The 20,543-nt window shown below is 62.1% G+C and carries 22 protein-coding genes; 9 read left to right on the top strand and 13 right to left on the bottom strand.

What is annotated here, in order from left to right:
* Positions 1-3: 3 nt before the first annotated feature.
* The 3 genes from EQV97_RS00110 to EQV97_RS00100 all read right to left on the bottom strand — a co-directional run bounded on the left by EQV97_RS00110 (position 4) and on the right by EQV97_RS00100 (position 3,357).
* Positions 4-996 (bottom strand): class I SAM-dependent methyltransferase, encoded by a 993-nt coding sequence (locus EQV97_RS00110; protein ID WP_240888057.1) that lies wholly within the window; start codon positions 994-996, stop codon positions 4-6.
* A 10-nt stretch (positions 997-1,006) separates the two neighbouring features.
* On the bottom strand, positions 1,007-2,392 hold the full coding sequence (locus EQV97_RS00105) for an iron-containing redox enzyme family protein (protein WP_240888056.1): 1,386 nt from the start codon (positions 2,390-2,392) through the stop codon (positions 1,007-1,009).
* A 239-nt stretch (positions 2,393-2,631) separates the two neighbouring features.
* Complete coding sequence (locus EQV97_RS00100) at positions 2,632-3,357, bottom strand: tellurite resistance TerB family protein (RefSeq protein WP_122838490.1); 726 nt, start codon at positions 3,355-3,357, stop codon at positions 2,632-2,634.
* Positions 3,358-3,621: 264 nt separating this feature from the next.
* On the opposite strand from EQV97_RS00100, the gene pcsA reads away from it, so the two are divergent.
* Positions 3,622-4,344 (top strand): phosphatidylcholine synthase, encoded by a 723-nt coding sequence (gene pcsA, locus EQV97_RS00095; protein WP_122838642.1) that lies wholly within the window; start codon positions 3,622-3,624, stop codon positions 4,342-4,344.
* Between the two features lie 112 nt (positions 4,345-4,456).
* Here pcsA and EQV97_RS00090 read toward each other — a convergent pair whose 3' ends face one another.
* Both EQV97_RS00090 and EQV97_RS00085 read right to left on the bottom strand, forming a co-directional pair.
* Positions 4,457-5,269 (bottom strand): class I SAM-dependent methyltransferase, encoded by an 813-nt coding sequence (locus EQV97_RS00090; RefSeq protein ID WP_122838489.1) that lies wholly within the window; start codon positions 5,267-5,269, stop codon positions 4,457-4,459.
* A 36-nt stretch (positions 5,270-5,305) separates the two neighbouring features.
* Positions 5,306-5,575 (bottom strand): DUF4242 domain-containing protein, encoded by a 270-nt coding sequence (locus tag EQV97_RS00085; protein ID WP_122838488.1) that lies wholly within the window; start codon positions 5,573-5,575, stop codon positions 5,306-5,308.
* Positions 5,576-5,755: 180 nt separating this feature from the next.
* On the opposite strand from EQV97_RS00085, the gene EQV97_RS00080 reads away from it, so the two are divergent.
* Positions 5,756-6,730 (top strand): AraC family transcriptional regulator, encoded by a 975-nt coding sequence (locus EQV97_RS00080; protein ID WP_122838487.1) that lies wholly within the window; start codon positions 5,756-5,758, stop codon positions 6,728-6,730.
* A 153-nt stretch (positions 6,731-6,883) separates the two neighbouring features.
* Here EQV97_RS00080 and EQV97_RS00075 read toward each other — a convergent pair whose 3' ends face one another.
* From EQV97_RS00075 to EQV97_RS00065, 3 genes are all read right to left on the bottom strand, one after another.
* The gene (locus tag EQV97_RS00075; RefSeq protein WP_240888055.1) at positions 6,884-8,092 is read right to left on the bottom strand and encodes a cytochrome c biogenesis protein DipZ; all 1,209 of its coding nucleotides are present in this window, start codon (positions 8,090-8,092) and stop codon (positions 6,884-6,886) included.
* Between the two features lie 166 nt (positions 8,093-8,258).
* Positions 8,259-8,471 carry a hypothetical protein gene (locus EQV97_RS00070; RefSeq protein WP_240888054.1) on the bottom strand — a complete coding sequence of 71 codons (213 nt, stop codon included), beginning with the start codon at positions 8,469-8,471 and terminating at the stop codon, positions 8,259-8,261.
* A 42-nt stretch (positions 8,472-8,513) separates the two neighbouring features.
* Positions 8,514-8,777: a DUF2790 domain-containing protein gene (locus EQV97_RS00065; protein ID WP_122838483.1), complete on the bottom strand. Its 264-nt coding sequence runs from the start codon at positions 8,775-8,777 to the stop codon at positions 8,514-8,516.
* Positions 8,778-9,083: 306 nt separating this feature from the next.
* On the opposite strand from EQV97_RS00065, the gene EQV97_RS00060 reads away from it, so the two are divergent.
* Both EQV97_RS00060 and EQV97_RS00055 read left to right on the top strand, forming a co-directional pair.
* Entirely contained in the window at positions 9,084-9,824 is a 741-nt protein-coding gene (locus EQV97_RS00060; protein WP_045059010.1) for a response regulator, read from the top strand.
* On the top strand, positions 9,821-11,125 hold the full coding sequence (locus tag EQV97_RS00055) for a HAMP domain-containing sensor histidine kinase (RefSeq protein ID WP_122838482.1): 1,305 nt from the start codon (positions 9,821-9,823) through the stop codon (positions 11,123-11,125). The genes EQV97_RS00060 and EQV97_RS00055 overlap by 4 nt, the downstream gene beginning before the upstream one ends.
* On the opposite strand, the gene EQV97_RS00050 is transcribed toward EQV97_RS00055, so the two are convergent.
* Positions 11,118-11,807, bottom strand: coding sequence for a GNAT family N-acetyltransferase (locus EQV97_RS00050; RefSeq protein ID WP_240888053.1), 690 nt, complete (start codon positions 11,805-11,807; stop codon positions 11,118-11,120). The two genes, EQV97_RS00055 and EQV97_RS00050, sit on opposite strands and share 8 nt — an antisense overlap.
* Positions 11,808-12,013: 206 nt before the next feature.
* Between EQV97_RS00050 and paoA the strand changes: the two genes are divergently transcribed.
* Genes paoA through paoC form a run of 3 tightly spaced genes read left to right on the top strand, consistent with a single transcriptional unit; the run spans position 12,014 to position 15,803 of the window.
* Positions 12,014-12,655: an aldehyde dehydrogenase iron-sulfur subunit PaoA gene (gene paoA / locus EQV97_RS00045; RefSeq protein ID WP_240888052.1), complete on the top strand. Its 642-nt coding sequence runs from the start codon at positions 12,014-12,016 to the stop codon at positions 12,653-12,655.
* The gene (locus tag EQV97_RS00040; protein ID WP_240888051.1) at positions 12,652-13,608 is read left to right on the top strand and encodes a xanthine dehydrogenase family protein subunit M; all 957 of its coding nucleotides are present in this window, start codon (positions 12,652-12,654) and stop codon (positions 13,606-13,608) included. The genes paoA and EQV97_RS00040 overlap by 4 nt, the downstream gene beginning before the upstream one ends.
* Entirely contained in the window at positions 13,605-15,803 is a 2,199-nt protein-coding gene (gene paoC, locus EQV97_RS00035) for an aldehyde oxidoreductase molybdenum-binding subunit PaoC (RefSeq protein WP_240888050.1), read from the top strand. The genes EQV97_RS00040 and paoC overlap by 4 nt, the downstream gene beginning before the upstream one ends.
* Before the next feature lie 51 nt (positions 15,804-15,854).
* Here paoC and EQV97_RS00030 read toward each other — a convergent pair whose 3' ends face one another.
* Positions 15,855-16,325: a cupin domain-containing protein gene (locus EQV97_RS00030; RefSeq protein ID WP_240888049.1), complete on the bottom strand. Its 471-nt coding sequence runs from the start codon at positions 16,323-16,325 to the stop codon at positions 15,855-15,857.
* Positions 16,326-16,427: 102 nt separating this feature from the next.
* Between EQV97_RS00030 and EQV97_RS00025 the strand changes: the two genes are divergently transcribed.
* Positions 16,428-17,321, top strand: coding sequence for a LysR family transcriptional regulator (locus EQV97_RS00025; protein WP_201147225.1), 894 nt, complete (start codon positions 16,428-16,430; stop codon positions 17,319-17,321).
* A gap of 76 nt (positions 17,322-17,397) precedes the next feature.
* Here the strand turns inward: EQV97_RS00025 and EQV97_RS00020 are convergent, their stop codons facing one another.
* Both EQV97_RS00020 and EQV97_RS00015 read right to left on the bottom strand, forming a co-directional pair.
* A complete protein-coding gene (locus EQV97_RS00020; RefSeq protein WP_240888048.1) occupies positions 17,398-17,967 on the bottom strand; it encodes a YceI family protein in 570 nt (189 codons plus the stop codon).
* Positions 17,968-18,248: 281 nt separating this feature from the next.
* Positions 18,249-19,595: an MATE family efflux transporter gene (locus EQV97_RS00015; RefSeq protein ID WP_122838474.1), complete on the bottom strand. Its 1,347-nt coding sequence runs from the start codon at positions 19,593-19,595 to the stop codon at positions 18,249-18,251.
* 294 nt (positions 19,596-19,889) lie between these two features.
* Here EQV97_RS00015 and EQV97_RS00010 point away from each other — a divergent pair, with 294 nt between their 5' ends.
* A complete protein-coding gene (locus EQV97_RS00010; protein ID WP_240888047.1) occupies positions 19,890-20,369 on the top strand; it encodes a phage infection protein in 480 nt (159 codons plus the stop codon).
* Here EQV97_RS00010 and EQV97_RS00005 read toward each other — a convergent pair.
* A partial coding sequence (locus tag EQV97_RS00005) for a hypothetical protein (RefSeq protein WP_240888046.1) occupies positions 20,350-20,543 on the bottom strand: 194 nt, incomplete at its 5' end. The genes EQV97_RS00010 and EQV97_RS00005 overlap by 20 nt on opposite strands.

Raw genomic sequence — 20,543 nt, 5'->3', positions numbered from 1 at the left:
GGCTCACTCCCCTGATGCCGTTGCAACGCTGCCCCCGATGCCGGGGCCGATGCGCGTGACGATCAACGCTACCACTGCGATCCGCTCGACCCGCTGATAACCCGGAGTCAAGAGTTCCTCGCCAAACACATCGGGATCGATCTCGCGGTAAGTCCAGGCGAACAGTGGCGAGGCCAGGCGCGGTGACAAGGCCTCAAGGAATGGATCCCGCCCCTCGACCATGGCCACCCCCGTGTACAGTACCAGCGAGCCCCCGGCTGCCAGGCGATTGAGTGCCTGTTCGACGATGCGCACCGACAACTGCTCGCCGAACTCACCACCGCCATGGCGGTAGGCGCGCTCACCGGGGTCGGCCATGTACGGCGGATTGGCGACTATGAGGTCAAACTGGCCGTCGACGTCCTGCAGCACGTCGCTGGTCTCCACTGTGATATTGGCCACCTCGGCCAGGGCGGCATTGACCGTGGTCAGGCGCAATGCTGCCGGGTTGATATCGACCGCCAGCACTTGCGCTTCACGGCGCGCCCGGGCAATCACGATTGCACCGACGCCAGCGCCGCAACCAATATCCACGGCACGGCGAATCGGCGCAAAGCTCTGCTGCAGGTGGCTGTGAATCAGCTGCGCAAAGCGATAACTGTCCGGCCCAAAAAATACCGAATCAGCCGCTTCAGTGGGAAAGCCCGAGTGCGCAAAGAGCAAATCGTCGAGGCTCGACCAGCGCACGCGACTTTTCAGCCGCCCGTGGCTGTCCTGCAGGACCCCAGCCTGCTGCAGTTGGCGCTGTTCATCGGCAGGCAGCAGCCCGGACTCAAATGTCCGCGACCAGCCGTAGACGTCTCGCAGGTTTTTTGCCGGGCGTGTGGCGTCGCGGTCGAGTACCCGCTGGTGGGTCAGCGGAGTGGGCGTGACAAAACGATAGCCGTCCGCCTGCAGGCGTCTTCCCAGCTGTAATAGAGCCAGTTCGTCGGCGTCCAGTCGTTCTTCCTGATTCATGTGCAGCTCCCTAGCGCAGGCTGGATTTGAGTTCGATGTAGCGCCGCGTGGCGAGCAATCCCGCCGGGTGCGAGTGACGATGAGCTGACAGCCACGGGATCAACACGGACATCTGTGCATGGGGATCCAGCCCCGCGAGGGAAGCTTGCAGCGTCTGCACGTCCGGGTCACTGATCGGCAGCTCGGGAACCCGGGCGGCACTGACTACACGCCGATGTGCCGGCCTGGCCCGCTCGGGCGCCCAGTCTCCAGCGATCCAGTCATGCAGCAATTGTTTCTCATAAGGGCTGAACACACCGAACATCGCCGCACCATCGCCCACAATCATCTGCCAGAACCGGCTGCCCTGCGGATCCTGGTGACGCTTGATCCAGCCCTTGTTTTCCATGGCACTGAGGAAACCGGGCAATTGCTCGGGAGAAGACAACCACTGATTGACCGTCTTGCCCTCGAAACGGCAATAGTCCGAATGCATGTGCTGGCCGAACGGACGCTTGCGTTCGAGCATGCCCAGCAGCTCTTGCTCAAGGTCGAACGACTCAATAATCGCGCGACTGCCCTGCCCCAGATCGTTCAGTCGATAGCCAGCAGCAACCCGACTCAGGAACTCTTCGCGGTCGCCTTCCAGCGGCATCAGCTGCAGCACCGACTGCACGGCTTTTTGCGCGTGGCCGGTGCTGGCGTTATCGATGGTGACATGGAGCGTGAAATAGTAGGGATCGATGCCCAGTTCGCTCAGTTCATAGGCGCTGATCAGCAGGTGCAACGGCAGTTGTTCATAACCGAGGTTGTAGCCGATGACTTCAGGCATGAAGTCATCGCTGCACTCGCCCAGCGCCAGCTGAATCGCGCCTTGCAGGTATCGCTCGTCGGGCAGCGCGCAGGCGTCATCCAGGCCATGTTCGGCCAGGAGCTTGCGATAGATCACTACGTGATTCTGCGCCGGATTGCCGTCGCCCAATTCTTCCAGGTAGGTGCAGATCAGCCCGTCGAACCGCGGGTCACGCCAGTGGCTCAGCAAGCCATATAACCACGCGCCGTCCACCAGTTTGGTCGGCCCGACAGCCTGCAGGAAGAACAGCGCATGGGCCTTGTTGCTGAAAAACTGACGTGGGCCGCCATCCTTGCGTTGTTGCAGATAATCGGCGTACTGGCGCGCTACCTGCGCGCAGTGCTGTTCCACAAACCCTGGCAAGCCAGACAGGTCCCGGGGCATCTCCTCAGGCAGGTCTTGGGCCTGTTGAAGTTGCTCGACCAGGAACGTCCGCGCCAGGGATTTGCGCTGCGCGTCATCGACGTTGAGCAGCAGTTGGGCATAGGTATTTTTCAGGCTACCGGCGGCCGGGATCGACTCTGCGTGGGCAGGCCGGGATTCAAGTCTTGTCAGGGCAGTCATGGGCGCATCTCTCGGTCTATGGCCAGTGGCAGGACGCTGAATCAACACGTCTCTACTGCAGCAGAGCGATGAGCCTGGGAGAAAATTCAATCGAGGTTAAAAATGGCCGGACAGACGGCCAGGGCCTGGAGTAAACAAGCCCCCTGTAGGAGCGAGCTTGCTCGCGATGGGGCCGGCCAGATAGACCGCTGCCTTCGTGATCGCCAGCAAACCCTGCTCATTCGGGTTTGCGTGATGGCTTATGCAGTGCCCTTGGCCTGCTGTTCCAGATGCACTTGCAGCTGTGGATCTATGCTCAATGCGGCTGCCAGTTCGTCGAGATACGCGCGCTCGGCATCCTGCTGGTCGTCCACCAGCATCACGCTGGCCAGGTACATTTCGGCAGCAATGCCAGGGTCCGTGGCCGACTGTGCCACGTCGGCAGCATCCAGAGGCCGGGATACTTCGTTGTCCAGCCATAGTTGCAGTTGCGGGTCGTCGGTGTGACGGCCGATTTCTGTACTGATCATCTCGTGCTCGGCAGGGTCGATCCGGCCATCGGCCTTGGCCGCTGCGATCAGCGCGCGCAAGATAGCGTGGCTGTGTTCCTCGACTTCCGGTCCGGCCAGCAGGTTCACGGTCTGTGGCGCTTGCTGCGGGGCAGATGACGCCTGATTGCGCTGCCAGGCCTGATAAGCCTGGAAGGCCATCATGCCGAGCGAGGCCAGAGCCGCGTAATTCATGGCACCACTGCGTCCGGATCGGTTCTGGTTCGCGCCGCCCAGGGACGAACCACCGCCAAGCAGGCCACCGAGCAAACCGCCCAAGCCACTGCCGCCCAAGCTGGAACCGGCGCGACCGCCACCCAACAGGCCACCCAGCAACCCGCCAAGATCACCGCCGATGCCGCCCTTGGGGGAAGCGGCACCCGTTTGCTGCGAGGCTTGGCCACGGAGCAGTTGTTCGAGCAGATCGCTGGTGTTCATGACGTCGTCCTTATCAAGGGATGTATTTCGGTCAGGAAACGATAGTCCTTGCGGGCCAATCTGCCACCACCGTCTGGCTGCCGACATCAGGGCAACAGCGGCGTGGATTTAGCCGATGTATTTTCCCGCGACGCAGCTAAGATTTACTGACGGTGAACCTTATTCGCGGATTTTCGGTCGATACCTGCAACCCGAACCGGTTTGCCGCCGCCCTCACTCTCGAGGGTGATGACTGGCTTGCTTCACTTTTTGGAGAACGCCCCCGTGATATCGACCCTACACATCGCCAGGCTCAAAGCATGGGGCGCCCATGGTTTTACCGCCACCGGCGTGGTCACCGCCTTCCTCGCGACCCTCGCCCTGCTGGATAACCAGCCGACCAGTTGCCTGCTGTGGCTCGGCGTCGCGCTGATCGTCGATGGCCTGGATGGCGCATTGGCGCGCAAGGTCAACGTGCAGTCGGTGCTGCCCAGCTTCGATGGTTCGATCCTCGACCTGGTCATTGACTACCTGACCTATGTATTCATCCCGGCGCTGTTCATCTATCGCTACATTCCGCTGCCGGAGTACACGCTGCTGCTGACGGTATCGCTGATCCTGGTGTCCTCGCTGTTCTGTTTTTGCAACGTCAATATGAAGAGCAAGGACAACTACTTCCAAGGCTTTCCCGCAGCGTGGAACGTGGTGGCGCTGTGCCTGTATATTATCGCGCCTTCGCCATGGATCACCTTTCTTACGGTGATCGCCCTGGCGCTGCTGACCGTCACCCGCATGAAATTCCTGCACCCGTTTCGCGTGCGTAAATTCATGCCGATCAACATTGCCGTGACGGCCATCTGGTTGTTGTGCAGCTTGTCACTGGTGGTCAACCATCCGGTGATCAACCCGCTGGTGATGGGGCTGTGGTTGCTGATGTCGGCTTACTTCCTGGGCATTTGCATCTGGCGCACGGCGCTGGAGTGGTTTGATGGATCGCGGCACAAATAAACTTTCAAATGATCACGCTACCTAGGAGCTGCCGCAGGCTGCGATCTCTTGATCCTGACTTTTTTACCTCAAGATCAAAGAATCGCTGCCTGGGGCAGCTGCTGCCCGGGGTTCAGCGCCGGGTGATGACCACCTCCAGGTACTCGCTCGGCACCACCAGAGATTTCTCGCCCGCCCTGTTCATCCGGTTCAGCAACTCGGTCAGGTCTGCTTCCAGCGCCGTGGCGCCATCGGGAGGGAGCGCGGCGAATGCCTTGTGCACCGGACCGTACCAGCTGCGAAACGTGTCAATGAAATGGGCCGCCGAGCGATAGCGGAAGTTGAAGGTCCGGCGGCTGACCTGGACCAGGAAATTGCGCTCGTCGAAGTGCGTATGCAGCCAGGCCTCGGTGCCCCACTGCGAAGGCGGTTGCGCCCCCGGCGGCGGCGGCATGTGCTTGCCCAAGGTCTTGAACACCTGGCCGACGAAGCCTTCGGGCGTCCAGTTGGCCAGGCCGATACGACCTCCGGGGCGACACACCCGGGCCAGCTCTGCAGCGGCTTTCGATTGATCGGGGGTGAACATCACACCGAAGGTCGACAGCACCGCATCAAAACTCGCATCTTCAAAGGGCAATGCTTCGGCATCGGCGACCTGAAAGGTGACTTGCAGGCGCTCTGCCCGCGAGCGGTCCTCGCCGCGTTCCAGCAATGCGGCCACATAGTCGGTGGAAGTGACGAGGCAACCGCGCCGTGCGGCCGCGAGCGTGGCATTGCCGTTTCCGGCAGCCACGTCCAGCACGCGCTCATCGCACAGCAGGTCGCAGGCCTCGGCCAACTGCTCGCCGACGATCTGCAAGGTGGTGCCGATCACGGCATAGTCGCCACTGGCCCAGGCGGCCATCTGACGGTTCTTCAAGGCAGTGAGATCAATGGGTGTACTCATGAATTCCGCTCCATTGCGGGTAGGAACGCAGCCAGCTTACTCAGCCGTGGTGGGATCGATGACGTGCATGACCTGGGAAATCCGGTTAGCCGGAAAACCGCTCAGCCGGGCGTGTTCCTGGATCTGCTGTTCATCCGGTGCGATATACACGCAATAGAGTTTGTCACCGGTGACGTAGCTTTCCTGCCACTGCACCTGGGGCAAATCGCGCAAGGTCCGGCAGGACTTTTGCGCCGCTGCTTTCAAATCCCGCTCCGACAGTGCTCCTGCACCTGCTATCTCCCGTTCAATGACGAACTTAGGCATGACAACCTCTCATTCTTGTTATGGGGACAGGGTCTTGTGCCCTGCAGGCAAACTATCGCCCCGCGGCAGGGCGGCGTCCTGTCCGATCGTCGGCCAGGCCTGTCCGATCGTCCGGAGTTTTTCCATTGCCTTGCGATCGGGCCACACTTGAAGGGCCCCCGCCTGCACGGGTAAATCCCCATGGACGCCCTGTCCCAGACCCTGCGCGTCGTCCGCCTGATCGGCGCGATTTTTATCAATGCCAGGTTTACCGCCCCCTGGTGCTACCAATCCCCGAGCGCCGACTCGGCCGCGCCCTTTCTGGAACCCGGTGCCGAACGGGTGGTCATCTTTCATCTGATTACCGAAGGCGAGTGCTACGTCGAACTCGGTGACGATCCGCCGTTGCTGCTGACCGCGGGCGATGTGGTGGTATTTCCCCAGGGCGATGCCCATCGCATGTGCTCGAGCCCGGGCCTGCCCCCTGCTACAGGAGCGCGCCTGGACGCAGTGCTGGCGCGTCGTCCACGGCAACTGAGCTATGGCGGAGGCGGCGTCGTCACACGCCTGGTGTGCGGTTATCTGGCGTGTGATACGCGGCTGGCGGGCATGCTCTTGACCGGCTTGCCCGCCATCGTGCGGGTCAATGTTCGCGGCTCGGACGCCGGGCTATGGCTTGAGTCCTCGGTGCGTTACGCGCTGACCGAAGCCCGCTCCCCCAGGCCCGGAGGCGAAGGCGTGCTGGCGAAACTGGCCGAAGTGCTGTTCATCGAAGTGCTGCGCTTGTACATGAACGAACACGGTGAGGGCCGCACGGGGTGGCTGGCGGGAGTTGGCGACCGGATTGTCGGCGCCGCCCTGAACGCCCTGCACAAAAGCCCTGCGAACGCCTGGACCCTGGAGGAGCTGGCCCGCACCGCCGGCACCTCAAGGTCGGTGCTGGCCGAGCGTTTCCAGCAATTGGTCGGCAGCTCGCCGATGCAATACCTGACGCAATGGCGAATGCTGCTGGCGGCCAATCTGCTGAGCCGCAGCAACAGTTCACTGACGCGCATTGCCGAGGAAGTCGGGTATCAGACGGACACCGCCTTCAGCCGCGCATTCCGGCGCGAGTTCGGCTCACCGCCTGCGGCCTGGCGCCGCTGCCAGGCAGGGACTGTGCAGCAGCGGCTGTGAGATCTGAACTATTGCCCGCCGGAGACCCACCCTGTAGGAGCTGCCGAAGGCTGCGATCTTTTGATTTTCTGCGGGATCACAATTGCCAAAGATCAAAAGATCGCAGCCTTCGGCAGCTCCTACAGGGTTCAGCTTGTCAGGCAATGGCCCCGATCAGGCTCCGGGCGCCTTGGCCTCCTCCAGCAGTTGCTGAATCATCTGCTCCTGCGCGTCGTAGGCGCCTTCGCCAAAATGGGTGTAGCGTACCTGCCCCTTGGCATCGACCAGGTAATGCGCGGGCCAGTACTGGTTGTCGAAATTGCGCCAGATCGCGTAGTTGTTGTCGATGGCCACCGGGTAGGTGATGCCGAGCTTCTTCACCTGATCCCGGACGTTATCGATGATGCGTTCAAAACCGTACTCAGGCGTATGCACGCCGATCACCACCAGGCCATCTTTCTCATATTTCTTCGCCCAGTCTTTCACGTACGGCAAGGTGCGCTGGCAGTTGATGCAGTCGAAGGTCCAGAAATCCACCAGCACCACCTTGCCTTTCAGCGATTCGCCGCTGAGTTCCGGCGAGTTGAGCCATTGGACCGCACCGGCCAGCGATGGCATGGCGCCCTGGGCGTTGTCCATGGTATCGGCCTTGACCTTGCTGACGAAGTAATCCAGCACTTTTGGCACGGTTTCCAGAACCCCCTTCTCAACGCTGCTGATGCCTTCGGACGACGTGCCAGCCAGCAGTGTCTTGTCGGCACCGGTGGAGATCACTGCTGCAGCGGCCAGCACTGCCACGCCAGCACCGCGACGCAACCAGCCGGTGACCGGTATCGATGCTTTGAGACGGTTTACCAGGCCACGACCAGCGAAAATCAGGGTACCCAGCGACAGCGCGCTGCCCAGCCCATAAGCCACCAGCAGCAGGCTGGTGCCGGCATTCGCGCCTTGCAGCATGGCGCCAGTGAGGATCACCCCGAGAATCGGCCCGGCACAGGGTGCCCAGAGCAGGCCGGTGGCCACGCCGATCATGATCGAGCCTGCGGGGCCGGACATTTTGCGCGTGTCGGGATCGAGGCGATTGCCCAGCAGCACGAAAGGCCGCGCCAGCCAACCGCCGATGCGTGCGGAAATCAGCGACAGCGCAAACAGTGCCATCACCACCAATGCCACGTGGCGGCCGGTGTTACTGGCCTGTACCACCCACTCGCTGCTGACCACCGCCAGGCTTGAGATCAGGGCGAAGGTCAGGACCATGCCGCCGAGGGTCAGCAGGATCGAGGTGCGGCTGCGGTCAACGCCGGCGAACAGGAACGGCACGACCGGGAGGATGCACGGGCTGAGGACGGTGAGAATACCGCCCAGGAAAGCGATGATTAACATGGGATCACCTGAATAATGAGCGGCTCATGCCCCCTGTAGGAGCGAGCTTGCTCGCGATGGTCTTTAACGAATACGCGGGGCGCCTGGCACCCCACGGTGTCCACTAGACCATCGCGAGCAAGCTCGCTCCTACAGGGGATTGGGGATTGGGGATTGGTGTTTGGGTTCAGGCCGTCTGGGTTTCCAGCAACTGCCCCTGCGGCGTGCGGCTGGAGCCATCTTCGGCCAGCAGCGGGCTTGCACCCTTGTGCTCCACAGGGGTCAGTTGAAAACAGGTGCTACCGGCGCAGCTACTCTGCTCCACCGCAGCATTGGCATGGGCAGCCGCGCCGGCTACGGAAAAAGCCACTGCGGTCAGATAACGGGTCAGGTTTTTCATGATGCGGATCCTCGTAAAATCAGTAATAGGCAATCAGGCGACTCAGTTGTCGTCGTTGCAGCCGTCAGCAAATTTGCGGTAGTCCAGGACCTTGGTGTCGCCCTGGGAATCGAGGTAGGTCAGCTGGGCGTTGATAATTCCGCAAGTCGGCGTGGCGTCCTGTTTCATCGAAATGACTTTCCTGATGTCCAGATGCGTGCCGTAGGTGTAGGTTTCAGGCTTGACCGTGGCTTCGGCACGGGCCGACAAGGTGCAGATATTCAGCGCGGCAAACAGGCAGGCGGCGTAGACGGCTTTGGTGTTCATGGCGGTTTCCTCAAGGCTTCAATGGGTCAATCGTGGTATTGAGCCGAGGCGGTTTGGGTTGCCTCGATGGAGCTCATTAGAAGCCCGCCAGGTATCCCCTCTGTGTCGGAAACAGGCGCGGGTTAATCGCTACGTATCAGAACCGCCTCCCGATACACAGCGATACAAAACCCGGAAAAAACACGGTTTTTGAGTCTGCGTGTGTCCGCCTTAAGGCCAGATACACTGCAATACAAAGGGCAGGAGTCACGCGCGCGAAGGCTCGATAGACTGCGCGACATCCCCCGTTTACAGAGGCCCGGCCCCATGGAACACGTTGATCACATTCTCATCGTTGACGATGACCGCGAGATTCGCGAGCTGGTCGGCAATTACCTGAAAAAGAACGGGCTGCGCACCACGGTGGTCGCCGACGGCCGACAAATGCGCGCCTTTCTCGAATCCACGCCAGTGGACCTCATCGTCCTGGACATCATGATGCCGGGGGACGATGGCCTGCTGCTGTGCCGCGAACTTCGCGCCGGCAAACACAAGGCCACCCCGGTATTGATGCTCACCGCCCGAAGTGACGAGACCGACCGTATCATTGGCCTGGAAATGGGCGCCGATGATTACCTGGTCAAACCCTTCGCCGCCCGGGAACTGCTCGCGCGCATCAGCGCCGTGCTGCGCCGCACACGAATGCTGCCGCCGAACCTGGTGGTTACCGAAAGCGGGCGCCTGCTGGCCTTCGGGCGCTGGCGCCTGGACACCTCGGCCAGGCACCTGCTGGACGAAGACGGCACCATGGTTGCGCTCAGTGGCGCCGAGTACCGTTTGCTGCGGGTGTTCCTCGACCATCCGCAGCGCGTGCTCAACCGCGACCAGCTGCTGAACCTGACCCAGGGCCGCGACGCCGACCTGTTCGACCGTTCCATCGATCTGCTGGTCAGCCGTTTGCGCCAGCGCCTGCTGGACGATGCCCGGGAGCCGGCGTACATCAAGACCGTGCGCAGCGAGGGCTACGTATTCTCCCTGGCGGTGGAAGTCATCGGGGCACCCTCATGAATTTCTCGCTGCGCTGGCCACGCACCCTCGCCTCGCGTCTTTCACTGATTTTCCTGGTCGGGCTGATCCTGGCGCAGGCGCTGTCCTTCGGCGTGCAGTATTACGAGCGCTACGAAAGCGCGAAAAACACCATGCTCGGCAATCTGGAAACCGACGTGTCGACCTCAATCGCGATCCTCGACCGCCTGCCTGCCAATGAGCGGGCCAGCTGGCTGCAACAGCTGAATCGGCCCAACTACGGCTACCTGCTCAACGAAGGAACTGCCGGGGTGCCCATGACTGATTCGCCGATGGCGATGACCTCGATCAAGGAAGCCATCGGCAAGGACTACCCGATGACCTACACCGACATTCCGGGGGAGCGAAAGCATTTCCAGGTGCACCTGAAACTGGCCGATGGCAGTCCGGTGACCATCGACGTCCGTCCGGCAATGGCGCCCTTGTCGCCGTGGCTGCCTGCGGTGCTGCTGGGGCAACTGGCGCTGTTGATCCTGTGCACCTGGCTGGCCGTGAGGATCGCCATCCGCCCCCTCACCCGCCTCGCCCAAGCCGTAGAAACCCTCGACCCCAATGCGCGACCGGTGCACCTGGACGAGAAAGGTCCTACCGAAGTCGCCCATGCGGCCAAGGCGTTCAACGCGATGCAGGCGCGAATTGCGGCGTACCTCAAAGAACGCATGCAACTGCTGGCGGCGATTTCCCATGACCTGCAAACCCCCATCACCCGGATGAAACTGCGCGCCGAATTCATGGACGACTCCAGCGAGAAGGACAAGCTGTGGAGCGACCTCGGCGAGATCGAGCACCTGGTGCGCGAGGGCGTGGCCTATGCACGCAGCGTGCACGGCGCCACCGAGGAAGTCTGCCGGACCCACCTCGATTCGTTCCTCGACAGCCTGGTGTTCGACTATCAGGACATGGGCAAGGACGTGTCCCTGGAAGGCAAGACCGACGCGGTGATCGACACCCGGCCCCATGCGCTGCGCCGGGTAGTGGTCAACCTGACCGACAACGCCCTCAAGTTCGCCGGCGCCGCGCAGCTGCACGTCGCGACACAGGCCGATGGCAGCCTGTCGATCAAGGTGATGGATCGCGGCCCCGGTATCGCCGAGGAAGAACTGGCCCAAGTGCTGGAGCCCTTCTATCGAGTGGAAAACTCGCGTAACCGCAGCACCGGCGGGACGGGCCTGGGCCTGGCGATCGCCCAGCAGCTGGCGCTGGCGCTGGGCGGGTCCTTGACCCTGAGCAATCGAGAAGGCGGCGGCCTGTGCGCGCACCTCAAGCTGCCCGCGGCTAAATAGCGCCATTACCCCGCCCGCGAACGAACTCGTGGGCTTTGTGGGTGAGCTGATCCAGGTGCCGATCGCGCTGTTTTTCGGCATCGACCATCGCCCGCTTGCCATGCTTTTGCAGCAGGTAAGTATGAATCTGCCGAACCTCCAGCGAGCTGTAGATGGGCCCTACGTCCAATAATCCCATGAGCCCGTCGCTGCTGTGGTCACGGGTGTTCATGAGCACCTGGGTGCCGCGCACGCCCACGACCTGGAAACTCATCGATTCGAACCAGGGCACCTTGGCCACGGCGCACGTCAGTTCGGCGTGGGGATAACGCCCCACCATCTCGCGCAACATCCGCCGGGCGATCCCCTGCCGCCGATGATTCGCCTGCACCGCCATGTACGCGACGCCACAGGCATCGGGATCGTCCTGGATCGGCAGGTATAACAGGAAACCAGCGACCTGCTCCGGGTCGTCCTCATCAGTGGCCACCAGCAACTCCACGGCAACCCCCTTGGTGCCGTTCAACGCCTCCAGATACAGATGCACTTCATAGCCGATCGCATATTGATAAACGTTGTAAAGCAGGTTGCTCGGCGGGATCGCGACCATGCTGATGTCAGTGAGGTTGTCGACGACCAACTGCAGAATCTGACTGGTCAGATGCTCTGGGCATGGGGCTTTGAAATGGGTGATCTGGGGCATGTGCGGCTCTGGGTCTGGCTGGTGCTCGAAGCAGTAATGATAACGCGCAGAATGCGCATCGGGTGACCGCCGAAGGACGAAGCGGCGAATTCATGAGCCCCACGCATAAGTCTATAGCCGATATACGCAAAAACATTCTGCCACTATGGCGGTCAGTCTTTCAGACGATCATCGGCCACGCCGAATCAATGACAGGAATCGAACCAATGGACGACCGTGACCCGCTTTCGATATCCCGACGAAAATTCCTGATTGTTGGCGCTGTCTCGGCCACGGCATTGGCGTTGCCCCCTTTCATCAGTGCCCAGGCCAGCGCCGCCAATGCGGCGCGACCGATCCAGGCGGCGGTGTCGCTGACGGTCAACGGCCAGTTACGCAACCTTGACCTCGATACGCGCACCACTTTGCTCGATGCATTGCGCGAACACCTTTTGCTCACCGGCACCAAAAAAGGCTGCGACCACGGCCAGTGCGGCGCGTGCACGGTGCTTGCCGATGGGCGGCGCGTCAATTCGTGCCTGACCCTGGCGGTGATGCACGAGGGTTCGAACATTACCACCATCGAGGGTCTTGGCACGCCGGACCAACTGCACCCGATGCAGGCCGCGTTCATCAAGCATGACGGCTACCAATGCGGTTACTGCACACCCGGGCAGATCTGTTCGGCGGTGGCGGTGCTCGGAGAAATCCGCGACGGCATTCCCAGCCACGTCAGCGCGAGTCTTACCGCCGCGCCCCAGCTGATCGCCAGTGAATTCCAGGAGCGCATGAGCGGCAATATCTGCCGCTGCGGCGCGTACTCCAACATCATCGACGCTATCAGCGAAGTCGCGCAGGCCAGCGCATGAGGCCCTTTACCTATCTACGCGCCAAGTCCCCTGCCGAAGCTGCCGCGCTGGCCGCCCAGGTAGACGGCTCCAGGTTCATTGCCGGCGGCACCAACCTGCTGGACCTGATGAAACTGGACATCGAAACCCCAACCCACCTGATCGACGTCAACGGCCTGGCCCTGGACCGCATCGAAGCCACCGCCGAAGGCGGCCTGAGAATCGGCGCACTGGTGCGCAACACCGACCTGGCTGCCGATTCGCGGATCCGCCAGGACTATGGCTTGCTGTCCCGCGCCCTGCTCGCCGGGGCCTCCGGCCAGTTGCGCAACATGGCGACCACGGCCGGCAACCTGCTGCAACGTACTCGCTGCCCGTACTTCTACGACACTCATCAAGCGTGCAATAAGCGCCAGCCCGGCAGCGGTTGCGCGGCCATCGGCGGCTTCAGTCGCCTGCTGGGTGTCATCGGCGTCAGCGACGCCTGTATTGCCACACACCCCAGCGACATGGCAGTGGCCATGCGCGCCCTCGATGCACAGGTCGAAACCGTGCGCCCCGACGGCAGCACGCGGGTCATTCCGATTGCGGACTTCCATCGTCTGCCGGGCAACACGCCAAACATCGAAACCGCCCTCGCCGCCCACGAACTGATCACCGCCGTGACCCTGCCGGCGCCGCTGGGCGGAACGCACATTTACCAGAAGGTGCGCGACCGGGCCTCCTATGCCTTTGCCCTGGTCTCGGTGGCCGTGGTAATCCAGCCGGACGGCTCCGGCCGCGTCTCCCTCGGCGGCGTGGCGCATAAACCCTGGCGTGTCGAAGCGGCCGAGGCATCAATGAACCAAGGCGCCGCAGCCGTTAGTGCAAAGCTGCTCGCAGGCGCCACACCGACGCATGACAACGCGTTCAAGCTGACACTGGTCGAGCGCACGCTCGCCTCGGTGATGGCGCAAGCGAGGGCCCAAGCATGAAATTCGACACCCCCGCCACAACCAACCCCATCGACCAGATGAAAGTGGTTGGCAAGCCTACTCCCCGGATCGAAGGCCCCCTCAAGACCACCGGTCTTGCACCCTATGCCTACGAACACCATACCGCCGTGCCGAATCAGGCCTACGGGGTGGCCGTTGGCTCGGGCATCGCCAAAGGCCGCATTGCCTCGATGGATCTGACGGACGCGCAAGCCGCGCCCGGGGTGATCGCCATCGTCACCGCAGAAAATGCCGGCAAGCTGGGCCAGGGCAAGTACAACACTGCCAAGCTGCTCGCCGGGCCAGATATCCAGCACTACCACCAGGCGATCGCCCTGGTCGTGGCAGAAACCTTCGAACAGGCGCGGGCTGCCGCCGAGCGGGTCAAGGTGCACTATGTGCCCACTGAGGGCGCCTTCGATCTCGCCCGCAGCCGCGAGTCGGCGGTAGAGGCCAAGGACCAGATGGCTGACGTCAGCCACGGTGATTTCGCCGCAGCCTTCGCCGCCGCACCGGTACAGCTGGACCAGACCTACACCACGCCGGATCAGGCCCACGCGATGATGGAGCCGTTTGCGTCAATGGCCTCATGGCAGGGCGATCAGCTGACGCTGTGGACTTCCAACCAGATGATCGACTGGTCCGTCACCGACCTGGCCACCACCCTCGGGGTGCCCAAGGAAAAGGTGCGGCTGATATCGCCCTACATCGGCGGCGGATTCGGCGGCAAACTGTTCATCCGCGCCGACGCAGTGCTTGCAGCATTGGGTGCGCGCCTGTCTGGCCGGCCGGTAAAAGTGGCGTTGGCGCGGCCAATGATGTTCAACAATTCCACGCACCGCCCGGCGACCATCCAGCGCATCCGCATTGGCGCCACCGCCGACGGCAAGATCACCGCCATGGGCCACGAAGGCTGGTCCGGCGACTTGCCCGGTGGCAAGGTCGAGCGCGCCGCGCAGCCGAGCAAACTGCTGTACGCGGGCGAAAATCGCCTGGTGAGCATGCGCCTGTCGACCCTTGACCTGCCCGAAGGCAATGCCATGCGCGCGCCTGGCGAAACGCCCGGCCTGATGGCGTTGGAAATCGCCATGGACGAGATGGCCGAGAAACTCAAGCTCGACCCGGTGGAATTTCGTGTGCGCAACGACACCCAGGTCGATCCGACCAATCCCAAGCGCCCCTACTCGACCCGCCAACTGATTGAATGCCTGCGTACGGGTGCGGCGAAGTTCGGCTGGAGCAAACGCCATGCACAACCCGGCACACAGCGTGAGGGGCGCTGGCTGATCGGCATGGGCGTAGGTGTGGCGTTTCGCAATAACAACCTGGTGAAGTCCGGGGCACGGGTGCGCCTGAATGACCAGGGTGTGGTGACGGTGGAAACCGACATGACCGACATCGGCACCGGCAGCTACACGATCATTGGCCAGACAGCCGCAGAGATGATGGGCGTGCCGCTGGACAAAGTGGTGGTGCTGCTGGGCGACTCAAGTTTTCCGGTGTCTGCCGGTTCAGGTGGCCAGTTCGGTGCCAACTGCTCCACCGCCGGGGTCTACGCCGCGTGCGTGAAACTGCGCGAAGCGGTCGCGCAGCGCCTGGACATGAACCCGGATGAAGCGGTCTTTGCCGAGGGCGAAGTGCGCTTCGCCGGCAGAAGCGTGCCACTGGGCAGCGCCGCCCAAGCCAGTGAAATCGTCGCCGAGGATTCGATAGAGTTTGCCGGGCTGAGCAAGCAGTACCAGCAATCGACCTTCGGTGCACACTTTGTCGAGGTCGCAGTGGACAGCGCCACCGGGGAAACCCGCGTGCGGCGCATGCTCGCCGTGTGCGCGGCGGGACGCATCCTCAACCCGACATCGGCGCGCAGCCAGGTGATCGGCGCGATGACCATGGGGGTCGGCGCGGCATTGATGGAAGAGCTGGCGGTGGACAAGCGCGTGGGGTTTTTCGTTAACCACGACCTGGCCGGCTACGAGGTACCGGTACATGCCGACATCCCGCATCAGGAGGTGATTTTCCTCGATGAAATGGACCCGATGTCCTCCCCCATGAAAGCCAAGGGTGTCGGCGAGTTGGGGCTGTGCGGGGTCAGTGCTGCGGTGGCGAACGCGATCTACAACGCAACCGGGGCACGAGTGCGCGAATACCCCATCACCCTGGACAAAATCCTCGACCAGTTACCGCCCATGATCTGACGGCTTCCCTGTGGGAGGTTTCTCCCACAGGATCATCAAATCCTGCTCCCGCTACTGCGGATACTCTTGCCCGCTCACCTGCTCCATCCACTCCACCACCTTGCCATCCTGCACTTCAGCAATGGCAATGTGCGTCATGGCCGTTTTTGCCGTCGCCCCATGCCAATGCTTCACATGGGGAGGAATCCACACCGTGTCACCGGGCTTGATCGATTGCGCCGGTTTGCCGGCCTCCTGTACCCAGCCGCTACCCGCAGTGACAATCAACGTCTGCCCCAGCGGATGAGTGTGCCAGGCCGTGCGTGCACCGGGTTCGAAGGTCACGGTGGCGCCACTGACGGCCGCCGGTGCGGTGCCCTTGAACGGCGCATCGACGCGCACGGTGCCGGTGAAAAAATCGGCCGGACCTTTGGCCGAAGGTTGGGAACCGTTAGGGGTAACTGTCAGCACGGGAGCCTCCTGAGCCTGGGAATCAAAGGTCAGTAGCGAGAGCGAGAGCGCGGTGGCTGCAAGGTGCTTCATGGCTGTCCTCGATAGACGATTAAATTCATCCTCAATCTACCGGCTGCGCACTCCAATGATTAGTCGCTAGAATCAGGTAAGACCTATGAGAGGGACTCATGAATGTTGCGGGAAAATGCGAATGATCTGCTCGCCTTCCTGGCAGTGGCCAGGGAGCGCAGCTTTACCAAGGCGGCCGGCAGGCTGGGCGTTTCCCAATCGGCGCTGAGCCACACCATTCGCGGCCTGGAAGCGCGCCTGGGCCTGCGTTTGCTGACCCGCACGACACGCAGCGTCTCGCCCACCGAGGCCGGCCAGCGCCTGCTGGAAAAGGTCGGCCCGCGTTTCGAGGAGATAGAGATTGAACTGGCGGCGCTGAGTGACCTGCGCGACACACCGGCGGGCAATATCCGCATCAACGCCATGGACCATGCCCTGGCCTGCATTCTGTGGCCGGTGCTCAAGCCCTTCCTGGCAAAGTACCCGGACATTTCGGTGGAAGTCTGCTGCGACTATGGCTTCGTCGACATCGCCGCCCAGGGTTTTGATGCCGGCGTGCGCCTGGGCGAAGATGTCGCCCAGGGCATGATCGCCACCCGAATCGGGCCGGACATGCGCATGGCGGTAGTGGGCTCGCCAGCCTACTTTGCCAACCGCGAGGTTCCGCAGACACCGCGCGATCTCACCGGCCACCAATGCAACAACCTGCGCCTGCCCACCCATGGCGGCCTGTATGCCTGGGAATTCAAAAAGGATCACGAAAGCCTCAACGTACGCGTATCGGGCCAGGTCACGTTCAATGGGGTGTACCAGTTGCTGGACGCCGCGCTGGACGGATTTGGCCTGAGCTACATTCCCGAAGACCTGATAGCGCCGCACGTTGCAGCCGGGCGACTGGTACACGTGCTGGAAGACTGGAGCCCCTGGTTTGCCGGGTTCCACCTCTACTACCCGAGCCGACGCCAGGCATCCCCGGCGTTTGCTTTGCTGTTGGAGGCGTTGCGGTACAGGACCTGACCAGGCGCACCCTGCGCAGCGTTACCAGCAATGCGCCAGCATGGTTGCCGTCATCAGCCAGATCCCGGGCAGGCTCTCAGTGTTCGGGCGCCACGACCCGAAACTTGATGTCGATGTCCTTGGAAACGACGGTGTCAGCCCACTCCCCTTCGCCGATCCGGAACAGGTCGCGGTCCAGAACGAACTCGCCATTGAACAGGCCGATGCCACTTTCCGGTTTCAACTCTACCTGGACTTGCACCTCTCGGGTCAGGCCCCTGATTGTAAGATTGCCGATCACGGCATAGCGGTTGTTGCCCAGGTCCGTGACCCGGGTCGATTCGAACACGCCCTGGGGAAATTCCGGGGTGTTGAACCAGGCGGGTTTCTGCAGTTCGAGGTTGGCGTCGCTGCTGCCGGCGTCGATGCTCGCCATGTCGATGACCAGTCGGGTGCGGGCTGCCGTGGGGTTGGCGGTGTCAAACTCGAAGCTGGCTTCGAACCTGCCGAACGTTCCGTAGACCTCGGAGCCCATCTGGTTGAAGGTGAAGCTGATTTTGCTCGCCGCAGGGTTCACGCGGGTGTATTCGGCGGCTTGAGTGCAAAGCACCGCCCCCATGATAAAAGTCATCGCCAACGCGATGGAACACGGGAATCGGCGGGTCATGTGATTCTCCGGTCGGGGCCAGGTTTGCCGATTGCAAGGCCGAATGCGGTAGATGGACTAAAGCAAAGAAACGCGCGTTGTTCCACTGTTGCCCAAGCCTGGCTTGCCAGCGATGACGCCCGCGAGATCGCCATCGCCGGCAAGCCGGGCTCCCACAGATCGGTGCCGAGCCCAACCCCGCGAACGCCTTGGCCCCTGTGGGAGCCTGGCTTGCCAGCGATGACGCCCTGCCATTCACTAACGCGACTACCGCCGAACGCACATCACCGCGTCATGTATTTCTAAACCAGCCGCTCGATCCGGCGGTGCAGCCAGACGAATCGGTAATACGCCGTCTGCAGCGCCAGCATGGCCAGGTACGCCACCGGAAACGCCATCCACACCCCTTGCAAACCAAACTGCGTATCCAGTGCATAGGCCACGGGCAATTGCACCAGCAGCACGCAGACGATCGAGATCGCCATCGGCACCAGCACCGTGCCGCTGGCGCGCATGATGCCGCCGATGATCGCCTGGAAACCAAAGATCAACAGGCTCCAGAGCATGATGTGCAGCAGGTGTTCGGCCATCGCCTGGGTCGAGTCGTCCGTGAGGAACAGTCCCAGCAACCAGTGCGACAACAGGTAACCCAGCAATACCAGGCCACCGGTCAGGCCTACGTTGATCCACAGCCCTGTGCGCAGGATCGGCCCCATGCGTTCCAGGCGCCCGGCGCCGATCGCCTGGGCGCCGAGAATCGAGGCGGTGATGGCGATCGACAGCGCCGGAAACTGCACGTAATTGACGATCTGCGTCACCGCACCATATGCCGCCGTCGCCTGGGAGCCGTGCTGGTTCACCAGCGCCAGGATCACCAGTTCCGACAACGACAGCACCACCATCTGCAAGCCCGTGGGCAAGCCGATGCGCAGCACTTTGCCGAGGATCACCCGGTCCAGGCGCATCGCCGCGAACATCTCCCGGTCGGGTGCCAACGGGTGGCGCCTGGCGATCAATCGCCACGCCAGCCACCCCATTGCCGCCAGGTTACCCGCCAGTCCGGCATACGCTGCGCTCTGAATCCCCATTGGCGGCAACCCCAGCCAGCCTCGAATCAATGCCGGCGTCAGCGCCAGGCCAATGCAGGTGGATACCAGCAATGCCACCAGAGGCGACATCGTATCGCTGACACCGCGCAGCAATTGGGTAAACAGCACGTACACCAGCAACGACGGCATGATCCACATCATCACGTGGGCATAGGCAACGGCGTCGTCCAGTACGTCGGGCGGCGTGCCCAGCCCTTGCAGCGCCGTCCGCGCAAATATACTGCCCAGCACTGCAGCCGTCAGGCCAATCATCGCCCCCAGCAGTAACGTCGTACCGGCAATGGCCTTGACCATGTGCGCCTCGCGCGCCCCCCAGGCCTGACCGATCAGCACCCCGGCCCCTGCGCCGAGGCCGATTACCAGCGCAATGAAAAAGAACACGATCGGGAACATCCCTGAGACCGCAGCAAGGGCTTGGGTGCCGAGCATCTGGCCAATGTAGATACTGTTGATGGTGCCCGACATGGACTGCAGGAAATTGGACAGCACCATGGGCGCGAGGAACAGCAGGTAGGTTTTCCAAAGGGGCTGGGTTGACATGAAAGGGAGGTCCGTCTCGACTGCGCAGGGTGAGTACTCAAGGATAGCCCCAGGGTCGGGGACAAGGGAAACAAAGGCTGCGCGTTTGCCCTGTGCGACCACACCTTGCGTTTCAACAACTGCCACTCAGTGGCGACCAGGTCCCTGTCGCCATTTGGATCATGCAGCCTGGAAGCATACGTTTGCTCCATCGCTGGCGTCGATAGTCACCATCAATTCAATGAAGTTCTCATAAAAATCCTGGGGCGTAACATCGCATCCATACCAACCAATAACACCCCGGAGCAGACTCTCATGAAACGCCAAGTCCTTCTCAGCATTGCATTCTCGGTTTTTGCAGCTAACGCTTTCGCCGCCACTTCCGCGCAGCCCGTCGTCGCTGAAGGCGGCTCGGATCGTCTGATTGAAAGTCGTGTAGCCGAAGGCGGCTCGGACCGTCTGCTGGAACGTCGTGTAGCCGAAGGCGGCTCGGATCGTCTGCTGGAACGTCGTGTAGCCGAAGGCGGCTCGGACCGTCTGCTGGAACGTCGTGTAGCCGAAGGCGGCTCGGACCGTCTGCTGGAACGTCGTGTGGCCGAAGGCGGCTCGGATCGTCTGCTGGAACGTCGTGTAGCCGAAGGCGGCTCGGATCGCCTGCTGGAACGTCGTGTGGCCGAAGGCGGCTCGGATCGTCTGCTGGAACGTCGCGTAGCCGAAGGCGGCTCGGATCGTCTGCTGGAACGTCGTGTAGCCGAAGGCGGCTCTGACCGCTTGATCAAGTACCGCGCTGCATGAAGAATCGCTCTGGATCAACACTCACCGAAAGCCCGGCCTCAGCAGCCGGGTTTAATGAGATGGTCAGCCTGACCGAGAAGCCCTGCAGGTTTACGCTTGCAGGGCTTTTCTCGTTTTCGGCGGAGGATCTCTCATGAATACGATGACGCTTCTCGGTATCGACATTGGCAAACA

It is taken from the genome of Pseudomonas sp. TMW22090 (assembly GCF_022496665.1).
GTDB classification, from domain to species: Bacteria; Pseudomonadota; Gammaproteobacteria; order Pseudomonadales; family Pseudomonadaceae; genus Aquipseudomonas; species Aquipseudomonas gregormendelii.
Note: the sequence above shows the minus strand (reverse complement) of the source record. Positions and strands in the feature narration are given on the sequence as shown.